The sequence below is a fragment of the Streptococcus himalayensis genome, from assembly GCF_001708305.1.
GTDB classification, from domain to species: Bacteria; Bacillota; Bacilli; order Lactobacillales; family Streptococcaceae; genus Streptococcus; species Streptococcus himalayensis.
In genome coordinates this window covers 1,113,761-1,126,322 of sequence record NZ_CP016953.1, presented here as the reverse complement: position 1 = coordinate 1,126,322, position 12,562 = coordinate 1,113,761, and the positions used below count along the sequence as shown (strand labels likewise).

The 12,562-nt window shown below is 41.5% G+C and carries 13 protein-coding genes; 3 read left to right on the top strand and 10 right to left on the bottom strand.

Annotated elements, in window-relative coordinates; translation table 11 throughout:
* Window positions 1-10: 10 nt before the first annotated feature.
* The 5 genes from BFM96_RS05375 to tmk form a co-directional block, all read right to left on the bottom strand.
* Entirely contained in the window at window positions 11-574 is a 564-nt protein-coding gene (locus BFM96_RS05375; protein ID WP_068994198.1) for an HAD-IA family hydrolase, read from the bottom strand.
* A gap of 163 nt (window positions 575-737) precedes the next feature.
* Window positions 738-1,610, bottom strand: coding sequence for a 16S rRNA (cytidine(1402)-2'-O)-methyltransferase (gene rsmI / locus BFM96_RS05370; protein WP_068991317.1), 873 nt, complete (start codon window positions 1,608-1,610; stop codon window positions 738-740).
* A 3-nt stretch (window positions 1,611-1,613) separates the two neighbouring features.
* Entirely contained in the window at window positions 1,614-1,934 is a 321-nt protein-coding gene (yabA, locus tag BFM96_RS05365; protein ID WP_068991314.1) for a DNA replication initiation control protein YabA, read from the bottom strand.
* A gap of 20 nt (window positions 1,935-1,954) precedes the next feature.
* Window positions 1,955-2,854: a DNA polymerase III subunit delta' gene (locus BFM96_RS05360; protein ID WP_068991312.1), complete on the bottom strand. Its 900-nt coding sequence runs from the start codon at window positions 2,852-2,854 to the stop codon at window positions 1,955-1,957.
* A gap of 3 nt (window positions 2,855-2,857) precedes the next feature.
* Window positions 2,858-3,487 carry a dTMP kinase gene (tmk, locus tag BFM96_RS05355; protein ID WP_068991310.1) on the bottom strand — a complete coding sequence of 210 codons (630 nt, stop codon included), beginning with the start codon at window positions 3,485-3,487 and terminating at the stop codon, window positions 2,858-2,860.
* Window positions 3,488-3,631: 144 nt separating this feature from the next.
* Between tmk and BFM96_RS05350 the strand changes: the two genes are divergently transcribed.
* Complete coding sequence (locus tag BFM96_RS05350; protein WP_068991307.1) at window positions 3,632-4,495, top strand: YitT family protein; 864 nt, start codon at window positions 3,632-3,634, stop codon at window positions 4,493-4,495.
* Window positions 4,496-4,527: 32 nt separating this feature from the next.
* Here the strand turns inward: BFM96_RS05350 and BFM96_RS05345 are convergent, their stop codons facing one another.
* On the bottom strand, window positions 4,528-5,184 hold the full coding sequence (locus tag BFM96_RS05345) for a CBS domain-containing protein (RefSeq protein ID WP_068991304.1): 657 nt from the start codon (window positions 5,182-5,184) through the stop codon (window positions 4,528-4,530).
* 189 nt (window positions 5,185-5,373) lie between these two features.
* On the opposite strand from BFM96_RS05345, the gene BFM96_RS05340 reads away from it, so the two are divergent.
* Together BFM96_RS05340 and BFM96_RS05335 are read left to right on the top strand one after the other, a co-directional pair.
* A complete protein-coding gene (locus BFM96_RS05340) occupies window positions 5,374-6,825 on the top strand; it encodes an IS1182 family transposase (protein WP_083201749.1) in 1,452 nt (483 codons plus the stop codon).
* Window positions 6,826-6,886: 61 nt separating this feature from the next.
* On the top strand, window positions 6,887-8,143 hold the full coding sequence (locus BFM96_RS05335) for an ISL3 family transposase (RefSeq protein ID WP_068990592.1): 1,257 nt from the start codon (window positions 6,887-6,889) through the stop codon (window positions 8,141-8,143).
* A 116-nt stretch (window positions 8,144-8,259) separates the two neighbouring features.
* Here BFM96_RS05335 and BFM96_RS05330 read toward each other — a convergent pair whose 3' ends face one another.
* From BFM96_RS05330 to BFM96_RS05315, 4 genes are all read right to left on the bottom strand, one after another.
* Entirely contained in the window at window positions 8,260-9,321 is a 1,062-nt protein-coding gene (locus BFM96_RS05330; protein ID WP_068991301.1) for a zinc-dependent alcohol dehydrogenase family protein, read from the bottom strand.
* Window positions 9,322-10,132: 811 nt separating this feature from the next.
* Window positions 10,133-10,843: an ABC transporter ATP-binding protein gene (locus BFM96_RS05325; protein WP_068991299.1), complete on the bottom strand. Its 711-nt coding sequence runs from the start codon at window positions 10,841-10,843 to the stop codon at window positions 10,133-10,135.
* Window positions 10,843-11,607, bottom strand: coding sequence for an ABC transporter ATP-binding protein (locus BFM96_RS05320; protein WP_068991297.1), 765 nt, complete (start codon window positions 11,605-11,607; stop codon window positions 10,843-10,845). Before BFM96_RS05320 ends, BFM96_RS05325 begins: the two co-directional genes overlap by 1 nt.
* Window positions 11,607-12,560 (bottom strand): branched-chain amino acid ABC transporter permease, encoded by a 954-nt coding sequence (locus BFM96_RS05315; RefSeq protein ID WP_068991293.1) that lies wholly within the window; start codon window positions 12,558-12,560, stop codon window positions 11,607-11,609. Before BFM96_RS05315 ends, BFM96_RS05320 begins: the two co-directional genes overlap by 1 nt.
* Window positions 12,561-12,562: the final 2 nt, after the last annotated feature.

Genomic DNA, 12,562 nt, shown 5'->3' with positions numbered 1-12,562 from the left:
TATTCCTTTTCTAACACTGGATTGTCTGTCTCAAGTTCTCCATACTATCAAAGAGATAGGTCGCTAAACCAGCTGCTGCTCCAGCCTGTCGATCAATCTCACGGTCACCAATGACCAAGCCATTGGAGATAGCATATTTTTCCTTCAAATACAACATAGACTCTGGATTGGGTTTTCGTTGAAAGCCACTTTCTGAAGTCACGACTTCTGTAAAATAAACTGAAATCCCCGTTTTTTCTAACAATTCTAGCACCTGATTGTTTCGATGGGAGACCAGAAAATTTCTTCCTCCTGCATCTACAATAGCTGCTAACAAAGACTGCGTCCCTGGAAAGAGTAGGGGACGAGCTAGCGCTAGGGCTTCTTCCTTTTTGTACTGGGTTAAAAATTCTGGAATATCAGAGGCAAACTCTTGAATCGCATCAGCTGTTGAACACTTTAAAGCCTGGTAAACATCATCATGATTGGCATCACGCCCATACTTTGCTAACGTCTTTACAAATGCAGCTGTTGAAGATTCATAATTATCCAGAAGGGTGCCCCCTAAATCCCATATGTAATCTTGATAATTCATACCCTTTATTATATCATATTTCCTAAAAAAATGGGTTGGAAATGCTGAATATTCAGGGAAAAAGAGCACAAAAATATCCATTTCGAGAACACGTTTAAAACGAAAAAAAGAAGAGCTTAAAAAGTTCATTTCAACTTTCCAAATCCTCTTCTTTTTACCCTGCTTATGCTTCCCCAGTTTCTTCGTGAAAACGTGCATATAGCTCACTTTTTGACAAGCCGTACTTCTTTGCTACTTGCTTAATTGCCTTCGTCGTCTTCATCCCGTCTTGCATCAAGGCTGAAATTTCTGTCATCACAACCTCATCTGACACATCAGACAAGCCTATCTCGCCAGCCCCTTCCACAATTAAGAGGCATTCGCCTTTGAGTGGCGTTTCATCGATAGAGGCTAGCAACTCGGAAATCATTCCCCTACGGTACTCTTCATAAATTTTTGTCAATTCCCGCACCAGAACTGCCTTACGATCACCATAAACGTCAAACATATTTTCCAAAGTCGCCTTCATTCGATGGGGCGATTCGTAGAAAATCTGCGTTTCAGGGTACTGTTTTTTCTCCTCAAAAAAGGCTTTTTGCTGACCTGATTTTCGCGGTAAAAAGCCATAGAAAATATGGGGCTGCGGAGATAAACCACTGGCAATCAAGGCTGAAATCCCTGCACTGGCTCCTGGAATAGTCACTACAGAAATGCCGACTTTCACAGCCGCCTTGACCAAATCCTGTCCTGGGTCAGAGATACTCGGCAGTCCCGCATCTGAAACTTGGGCTACACTCTTTCCGCCCAATAAGAAATCCACCAATTCAGGAATCCGTTCCTTGGCATTATGCTCGTGGAAACTCACTTGCTTGGTCGAAATATCAAAATGTTTGAGCAAAAGACCAGTATTTCTAGTGTCCTCAGCTGCAATCAAATCTACCTCTTCTAGGGTCTTAATAGCTCGAAAGGTCATATCTTCCATGTTTCCAATAGGAGTGGCTACCAGATACAAGATTCCAGAGGTCGTCTGTCCCTTAAAACTTTTTTGTATCTGCATGATTTAGACCTTTCTAAAGAGCAATTCATCACAAAACATACATTCTGCATCATTTTCACGACGTTGACCATAAAAATCCGTACAAATGTGAAAACCATCCTCATAAATCCGTTTTAGATTGTCTCTCCCTTGATTGGTCTTGATTGGAGTTGAGCGCTCCACCTCTCCCAAACGTTCCCGTAATTTATCATTTTCAAGCCTTAGAGCTGTATTTTCTTCTATTACCGTTTTTAGATTTTTTTTAATAGCCTCTACTTCAGCCAAGGTGACAAAGAGATTTTGCGAAAAAGCATCTAAGGCATCAAATAATTCTTTCTTATTCATCTACAGTATGATATTCCTCTCTAAAAAGACGATTGTCTGTTTAAAACCATGTATTCTAAAGCATTCTGAAAACTGACATTCGCTTGCCACATTTGGTATGTTTTGCTTAAAGCAGTCAAGTAAAATTGAGCTTTTGGCTGCATGATTTCTTTGGCTAGACAGACCTCGATTAAGCGTAAAATCTGTGCTTGTTTTTCCTTGTCATCTGCTAGGTGTACTAAGCTAGAAACCTGTACATAAGCCAGTTTTTGCCCATTTAACAAACTCTTCACAAAACGTTCGACCTCATCCAAAGAACGCATAAAACTCGTGCTTTTAGCAGCTCCTAACGCTTCGGCTTCAGATTGAGCATAGGTCGCAAGCATATCCGCTTGCTGACGCATCAGCCCCTCCTGCTCCAAACGGTGCACCAAATAGGCATGAGACTTGGGAAAATGAAAGACCTGCGTTCGACTGCGAATCGTTGGTAAAATCTTTTCCGCATCACTCGCTAGGAAAAAGACATAAATCTCACTTTGGGGCTCCTCAATGACCTTTAACAGGCTATTAGCTGCATGAACATGCATCTTATCTGCTTCACAAATGATAAATACCTGTCGATTGCCTTCAATCCCTGATTGAGAGAATTTCCGCACCAATTCACGAATTGTCTCTGTCTTGATTAACTGGTTCGTAGGACGTAAGACTGTTACATCAGAAAAAGCCTCTTCTTCAATCAAGCGACAATTCCGGCAACGTCCGCAGGCAAAAACTCCTTTTTTTTCCTCACAAAATAAGGCTTGGGCAAGAAATTGTGCCATTTCAAAACTAGCAAAAGCACCAGTAAATAAGTAGGCATGATGAAGCCGCTTTTGTTCCAAGATTTTTTCAAATCGCTGAATTTGTTCTGGCTGAATGATTCGTAATGTTTCTTCCTTCATGAACTATTCACATTCTCTTTGCAGCCTAGCCCAGCAAGCTGAGATAACTTGCTCTAGTGTCTGACTGGCGTCAATCTTAACCACTCGTTGTGGCTCTTTTGATAAAATAGACAAATACCCCTCTCGGACACGCCGGTGCCAAGCAACACTTTCTTGATCAAGGCGATCCGCCCCCCGGTCCTTACTTTTCTCAATCCGAGCCAAACCTTCTTCTACCTCAATATCCAAATAAAGAGTTAAGTCAGGTTTCAAGCCATCAGTCGCAAACTGATTGAGCCATTCGATATCAGAAACCAATAGACCTCGTCCAAAGCCCTGATAAGCAACCGAACTGTCGATAAAACGGTCCATTAACACCAACTTTCCTGCTGCTAAAGCAGGCAAAACCTTCTCGCGTAAATGTTGCCGACGACTAGCCACATATAAGAGCAGTTCTGTCTTGTCATCCATAGCTGTGTGACGAGGATTGAGGATAATCTCTCGAATAGCTTCTCCAATCTCTACACCGCCCGGTTCACGAGTCGTTATAAAATCAATTCCATCCTGCCTTAATCGCTCTTCTAAAGCTAGCAACACCGTGGATTTCCCCGCACCATCTGGTCCTTCCAAGGAAATCAATCTACCTTTTCTCATATCGTCTCATTTCATTTTTTTCTAACTCTTATTCTATCAAAAAAATCAAGAAAAATCACTGCTAAAAAATATTCGTTTCCCTCTTCCAAAAACTTATTTTTTTGATACAATAGAGACAGGATTAGAATCACTTAGGAGACAACTATGAGCAAACTAAAAAACTATGCTCTTATTTTATTAGGAGCGGGCATTTTTGCCTTTGGAATTAACTATCTAGTCATTCCCAACCATCTATTTGAGGGAGGGGCTACAGGGATTACATTAATCACTTATTATTTATTTAAAATCCCTGTCTCATTGATGAACTTGCTGATTAACATTCCGCTCTTTATTCTCTATTGGCGGATTTTCGGAGTCAAAACCTTGTATTCAAGTATTTTAGGGACTTTTGCCGTTTCAGCCTGGCTAGCCCTCTTTGAAAAAATTCCATTCACGCTTGATTTAGAGGGAGACTTGGTCATTGTCAGTCTTCTAGCAGGTATTATTTTAGGAGCAGGCCTTGGAATTATCTTTAATGCTGGGGGAACGACTGGAGGAACGGATATCGTGGCTCGTATCGCCCACAAATACACAGGCATGTCCATCGGAAAACTCATGCTCCTTGTGGATTCCTTTGTTCTGATGTTAGTTGTTTTTGTCTTCAAAGATATTGTCATGGTGACCTACACCCTCATCTTTGTCTTTATCGCTTCTCGTGTCATCGACTTGATTGGAGAAGGTGGATATGCCGGAAAAGGATTTCTCATCGTAAGTGCTCATCCGCAAGAACTCGCTCAAAAAATCGGAGAAGAACTCGAACGCGGTGTTACTTTCCTAAACGGACAGGGTTTTTATAGCCAAACTGATTTAAAAATCCTCTACTGCGTTGTTGGGAGAAATGAAATGCAGGATATGAAACAGATTATTCTGGATATCGATCCCCATGCCTTTACAACAATTACCGATGCCCATGAGATTATGGGAGAAGGATTTACATTGGATGAAAATAAACAACCCATTCAACGATAAAAAAGTTGCAGAAAATCTCTGCAACTTTTTTCTTATAATTTCTTAGCACTTGTACGAACGATATCCTCAACTGGAATGCCACTCGTTTCAAATTTTGCTTTCAAAGCCGCTAAATCAACATTCCCATCCAGCTGCATTTCTGTGATAACCTTGCCATCTTGACGAGAAATGTTCAAGATATTGGCAATATTCAGATTTTCACCGACAATCAAATGGATAATTTTTTCCATCACTCCAACTTCATCTTCTGTGACAAAACGCAATCGAATTCCTTCCTCACCATATCCAGCAACCTCTAAAAAGGCTCTGAAAATATCACGATCCGTAATCACACCTGCAACCTGATCATTGTCTACGACCGGCAAAATACCAATCTTATTTTTCAACATCACATAAGCCGCATCTTCAAGACTCGCAAATTTTGAGATGGTAATGACATTGCGAATCATCACATCTTTGACCTTGGTCTTGTTCAAGAGATAATTCATCTCATAGATAGACAAGGTCGTGGCCTTTGAAGGACTAGCTTCTGCAATGGTACCTTCGGTCACCAAGCCCACCAAGCGATCATTTTCAATCACTGGCAACCGATGCAAATCTTGCTCTCTCATCATATCTGCTGCGTGCGCAATTGTTGTATCCGGGCTGATATAGACTACCTTACGAGTCATAAAATCTTTTACTGCCATGGAGATTCTCCTTTTCTTTTCCTAGTTCCATTATACTGTATTTTTTAAAAATTTCCTAGACTTAAAATGCAAAAAAGAGGGCTAGTGCCCTCTCAGATTGAAGACAAAGTCCTAGAAATACTTGTTTCTGAGGGCTTTTTTTGATGTCAAGGAGTATAATAGAGGTAAGAAGAATGTGAGGTGTTGGCTATGTTTCACAAAGAAAATCCCGATTATAACCGTCGTCAAGTAGGCTTCTATACGCTTGAAGAGTTAGTTCCAAAGGACCACTTTCTGCGTCAGTTGGAGGAAACTGTCGACTTTTCTGTCATCTATGACTTGGTGGAGGATAGTTATTCCTCAGACAAGGGTCGTCCTAGCCTTGACCCTGTTATGCTGGTCAAAATCCCTCTGATTCAGTGCTTCTATGGCATTCGCTCCATGCGTCAGACCATCAAGGACATTGAGGTCAATGTTGCCTATCGTTGGTTTCTGGGCTTGAGTCTGGACGATAAGGTGCCTCATTTTACCACATACGGTAAAAACTACAGCCGTCGTTTCGCTGAAACAGAAGTGATCACGCGTATCTTCGAACATGTCCTCAATCTCTGTTTGACTGCTGGATTAGTGGATACAGATGAGATTTTCATCGACGGAACGCACATCAAAGCAGCTGCCAACAACCATAAATACAGACGACAAGAGGTCGAGGCTCAAGCTAAATGGATGAGTGAACAACTCGAAAAAGAAATCGCACAAGATCGGGTAACACATGAAAAAAAGCCCTTAAAGCCCGCCGCAAAAGGCGAGGCTAACACTAAAAAGATGTCCACGACTGACCCTGATAGTGGTTGGTTTCATAAGGGGGAGCATAAGGAGGTTTTCGCTTATGCAGCACAGGTGGCTTGCGACAAACACGGTTGGGCATTAGCCTATACTGTTGAAGCAGGCAATGTCCATGATAGTCAAGCTTTCCCTGCTTTCGCAAAGCTAGAACCGTTTCACCCCAACTATATCATCGCTGACTCTGGTTATAAAACTCCCAGTATTGCCAAATGTCTACTGGATCAGCATATCACACCTGTCTTTCCCTACACCAGACCTCGTGGCAAGAAGGGCATGTTACGACCGAATGATTTCATTTATGACGAGCATTATGACGTCTACCTCTGCCCTGAAAACCAAGTCTTGTCTTACAGCACTACCAACCGTTCTGGCTATCGAGAATACAAGAGTGACCCTAAGACTTGTGCAACCTGTCCACTCCTAAAGAGTTGTACTGAAAGTAAGACCAAGCAGAAGCTAGTCACCAGACATATCTGGAAAGGTTACATGGAGATTTGTGAAGAGATTCGCCACCAAAGAGGGATGAAAGAGCGATATCAGCACCGCAAGGAGACGATAGAGCGACTCTTTGGGACGGCTAAAGAATACCATAATCTCCGCTATACAAGAGAAATTGGTAAGCCCAAAATGCGAGATAAAGTTGGGCTGACTTTGGCGTGCCTTAATCTCAAAAAACTGGTGAAAATGAGGGCAGGAAGGCCTTTTTATGTTGCCCTAATCTACTCTTTTAGACTACTTTTTTCAAAAATAACAGGCTCTATAATATCTGTAGTGGGTAAATCCACTGTGGAGATTATGGAGCCTTTTTCAGTGTAGAAAAAAAGTCCCATATGACCTATAATGAAAAGCGACAAAAATATCATTTAGAAAGACTCATATGGAACAACTAAATCTTATCACAAATTTTCTCAAAATGAAAGACAAAAATATCACGATCACTAATGAATGCGACATGGGAACACACTTAGAACTCCACGGTCACTTGGATTACACAGCCCCTAAATGCCCTTCCTGCAAGGGACAAATGGCTAAGTACGACTTCCAGAAAGCCTCTAAAATCCCCTACTTAGAAACTGCTGGCTACCCGCTACTTATCCGCCTTCGAAAGCGTCGTTTCAAATGCAAGGAATGTGGGAAAATAGCGGTCGCTGAAACTCCTATTGTTAAGAAAAACCATCAAATCTCTGTCGCTGTCAACCAGAAAATCGCACAATTACTCATCGAAAAGCAAGCAATGACACATATCGCACACAGACTTTCCATTTCTACATCTACAGTTATTCGAAAACTCAACGAGTTTAAGTTTGAAACGGAGTGGTCTAAGCTTCCAGAAGTCATGTCTTGGGATGAGTATGCCTTCAAGAAAGGGAAAATGAGCTTTATCGCTCAAGATTTCAACTCCCTAAATGTCATCGCTATCCTTGATGGAAGAACGCAAGCAACCATCCGAAATCACTTTCTGAGATACCCTAGACAGGTCAGAAACCGCGTTAAATTCATCACTATGGACATGTTTAGCCCTTACTATCAACTAGCCAAACAACTTTTTCCTCATGCTAAAATCGTGCTTGATCGTTTCCACGTTGTGCAACATCTCAGCCGTGCTATGAACCGTGTCCGTACCCAAATCATGAATGCTTTTGACCGCAAATCGCATGAATACAAGACGCTCAAACGCTACTGGAAATTGATACAACAGGACAGTCGAAAACTCAGTGACAAGCGGTTTTACCGCCCGACCTTTCGGATGCATTTGACCAATAAGGAGATTGTCGCTAAACTGCTCGGCTATTCTCAAGAACTGAGAGAACACTACGAGCTCTATCAACTACTGCTTTTTCACTTCCAGGAGAAGCAAGCTGACCAGTTTTTTGGACTTATCCAAGACACTCGGCAGACTGTCGACCCGATTTTCCAGACCGTATTTAATACCTTTTTGAAGGACAAGGATAAGATTCTCAACGCCATGGAATTGCCTTACTCAAATGCCAAACTTGAGGCGACGAATAATCTCATCAAAGTCATCAAACGCAATGCCTTTGGCTTTCGAAACTTTGAAAACTTTAAAAAGCGGATTTTCATTGCTTTAAACATAAAACGAGAGAAGACCAATTTGGTCCTCTCTAGGTGTTAGCTTTTCATCTACCCACTACAGTTGACAAAGAGCCAAATAACACAGCAAACAAAAAGACAAACTAGTTTAAGGGCTAGTTTGTCTTCAGTCTGAGAGGGCTAGTGCCCTCTCTTTCATTACGCTTCTGGTGAGATATCATTTTCGATAATGACTTTAATAGCATGGTGATCAGCAGCTTTTGAGAATACCTTGTAAGCTTCTTCGATTTCACTGAGTTTGAAGTAGTGAGTAACCAATTTTTCAGGAGCAATCTTATGAGATTCCATAGCCTTCAACAATTGTGGCGTTGTATTGGTAGAAACAAGACCAGTTGTTACGTTAATGTTGCGAATCCATAGACGATCCAAGTCAAATTGAACAGGCACACCGTGTACTCCAGCATTCGCAATTGTACCATCGATTGCGATAATCTTTTGACAGAAGTCAAATGTTGCTGGGATACCAACTGCTTCAATGGCAACATCAACCCCACGGCCATCTGTTAAATCAAAGATTTCTTGAATTGCTTTTTCTGTATCAGCAGAATTTACTTTGTGAGTCGCACCAAATGAAAGAGCAGTCTCTAAACGGTTGTCATCCAAATCCACCATGATAATCTTCGCTGGTGAGTAGAATTGTGCAGTAAGGAGAGCTCCCAAACCAACAGGTCCTGAACCGATAATTGCAACAGTACATCCTGGCTCTACTTTTCCTTTGATAACACCGATTTCATAACCAGTTGGAAGAATGTCTGATAGCATAACGAGAGCTTCATCTGACACACCTTCTGGAGTATGGTAAAGTGTATTGTCTGCATGCGGTACGCGTAGATATTCTGCATGTGTACCATCAATCAAGTGACCGAAAATCCATCCACCTTCATCTTCACAGTGGGCATAAATCCCCTTACGACAATAGTAACATTTTCCACATGCACAGACACAAGAAACTAAGACTTTATCGCCTTTTTTGAAGTTTGTAACACCTTCACCAACTTCTTCGACAATCGCAATACCTTCGTGTCCTAAAATCCGACCGCTTTCAACAACTGGAACATCTCCCTTGATGATATGAAGGTCTGTTCCACAAATTGTTGTTTTCAACATACGAACCACAGCATCGGTTGGTTTGCGAACCACTGGTTTTTCAACATCAACAAAGGCTGCTTCGCCTGGTTTAACATATGTATAAGCTTTCATAAGCTTTCTCCTTTTGTGAATCTTTTTACTATATCAGTATAACATATAAAGAGTTCAATTGCAAGCGTTTTCTTATTTTTTTGATTGTTTCATAAAAATAAGAAAGATCACTCCATCTTTTCCTCGGAGAAATAGAGTTTTCCATTAGTGAGAGAGCTACATCCAATCATTCATACTCTAAAAAATCAACATCTGACTAGGTTCCAGAATTGAGAAATGTGGAAGGTGATCGATAAAACTAGCCTAGCTTGTGTCCTAAAACCACAGGGGGAACGGAGGTTAGCTGAGGGAGTGGGACAAACCAGGATGAGCGCGATGCGCTCACCCTCAAAATAATGTAATCTGGAAGATTATGTATAAAAATCATGATTTCGAAGAAATCGATTTTCCTCACTCCTTTATTTTTAGGTTCGGGCTAAATGAATCCACTGGATTCGTTTACTTCCACCCCCGCAAGTTGACTAGCTTCCACAATTGAGAATTGTGGAAGGCTGGAAATAGAACGAGCGTAGCTCGCTCCTTGCAATTGAAAATTATGAAAGGTTGGAAATAGAGCTAGCGAACATTTTGCTAGCCCTCTCTACTAGAATGTTGATTTATCAACATTCTACAAACCAGACAACTACTGCGTCAAACTGTTACAGCTATAAAAGAAGCGAGGCTGGATAATTTTGTCTCACTCCCTTATTTCCAACCTTCAACAGTCCGCTGGACTGTTGAAGCAAGGTGAGTTAACGACGTCAGGTTTTGACAAGTATCAAACAAAAAAAGAAACCGGAGTTATCCCAGTTCCTTCGTATATTGATGGTCATTAGCCTCCTAGATAGGCTTTACGAACTTCATCAGAAGCAAGCAATTCCTGACCAGTACCAGATAGAACGACTTTCCCTGTTTCTAGGACATAGCCGCGATCGGCAATAGAAAGTGCTTTATTAGCATTTTGCTCAATCAATAGAACTGTTGTCCCTTGTTTTTGGATATCTTGAATAATATCAAAAATTTCTTGAATAAAAATCGGTGCAAGTCCCATAGATGGCTCGTCTAAAAGCAGTAATTTCGGTGTTGACATCAAGGCGCGCCCCATAGCAAGCATCTGCTGTTCTCCTCCAGAAAGGGTAGCAGCATCCTGATTTTTTCGTTCTTCTAGGCGAGGAAAACGTGAGAAAACCTTCTTCAAATTCGCTTGATTTTCTTCCCGATTTTTCTTGAGAAAGGCCCCCATTTCTAGATTTTCCATAACTGTCAAACCTGAAAAGACATGGCGTCCTTCTGGAACCTGAGATAGTCCTGCTGCAACAATTTTTTGAGCAGGTACTTTTTGGATTTCCTGACCGAGGAAGGAAATTTGACCATTACTTGGGCGAACTAAACCTGAAATCGTCCGTAGAATTGTTGTTTTCCCAGCACCATTGGCTCCAATAAGGGAAACAACTTCTCCTTCATTTACCTCAAAACTGACATCATGAACAGCCTGAATCATGCCATAATGAACCGAAAGATTCTCAACTTTTAACATCGACATTAGGCTTCACCTCCTAGATAAGCTTCAATAACACGCTTGTCATTTTTGATTTCCTCTGGTGTCCCGTGAGCAATCAAGCGGCCATATTCCAACACATAAATGCGTTCTGTTACTTCCATGACCAAGCTCATATCATGCTCAATGAGCATAATCGTTATGTTAAATTCATCTTTAATACGACGAATTAAATCGGTTAACTCTGCGGTTTCCTGTGGATTCATCCCTGCAGCTGGCTCATCCAAGAAGAGGATTTTCGGCTCAGTCGCAAGCGCCCGTACAATCTCTAAACGCCGTTGCTGACCATAGGCTAAATTTTTAGCAAGTGTGGCTGCATCCCCCTCTAAATCAAAGATTTTAAGCAAATCAAGAGCCTTTTGCTTCAACTCCTCTTCATGCTTATAGAAGGCAGGAAGACGGAACATACTCGCAAAGACATGTTTTTTATGGTGATTGCCAAAGGCAATCAAAACATTATCCAGCACGCTTAAATCCTTGAATAAACGGATATTTTGGAAGGTCCGTCCTAGGCCAAGAGAGGCAATCTTATAGGGAGCTTGCCCGTTTAACAAATGTCCATCCAGAGTTACGGTTCCTTCACTTGGTTCGTAGACACCAGTCAATAAGTTAAAAAGGGTTGTTTTCCCAGCACCATTGGGACCAATCAAGCCGACCAATTCGCCCTCGTTTAATTCCAAGGTCACATCGCCCACAGCTGTCAATCCACCAAAATGCTTGGTTAAATGTTGTACATCAAGAAGTGCCATTATTTTGTCACCTCCTTATTTTTTTTGAAAAAGCGAGACAAACTCAACTCCCATGTTCCTAACAATCCACCTGGTCGGAAAATCATGACAAGAATCAATGCCAAGGAGTAGATAATCATCCGAATACTTGCTACATCCTGCAAGAGCATGTTGAGAATTCCCAATACAATCGCTGCCACAATCGTTCCTGTCATTGAACCAAGACCTCCAAATACAACAATAATCAATACGTTAATGGTATTGGTAAATGAATAGTCCTTTGGAACGACTGAACCGACATAACCAGCATAAAGACTACCTGCAATACTAGCTGTCATGGCACCAAAGACAAAGGCAATCACTTTGATTTTGGTCGTGTTAACCCCAACTGACTCTGCTGCAATTTCGTCTTCTCGAACAGAGAGGGTCGTCCGACCAATCGGACTGCGCAAGAAATTGACGGTAAAAATCGTTGTCAAAACGACAAAGAGATACACCATTTGCCAGCTCGTAAAATTAGGAATTCCCAAAATACCTGCTGCACCATTGGTTAAATCACCACCGTTGACAATCAAAATCCGAATAATCTCAGAGACACCAAGAGTTGCAATCGCAAGGTAATCCCCTTTTAAACGTAGCGTTGGAAGACCAACCGCAAGAGCAACAGCTCCAGCAATCAGAGCCCCAACTACCATAGCTGCAAAGAAGGCTCCGTAAGTTGGCGATTTTGAACCAATAATCGCAGCTGCATAGGCTCCAATCGCCATAAAACCAGCATGTCCTAGTGAAAATTGACCGGAAAACCCAACAATTAAGTTAAGACCAACTGCTAAAATAATGTTGATACCGATTTGTTGCAAAATTTGAAGATAAAAATCATTCAAAATACCTAGGTTTGCAAGAACCGTAATCAAAAGATAAATAGCTGTAAGAAGGCCTAGCCACACAAGATTGGTTGTTGTATTTTTCTTCATGT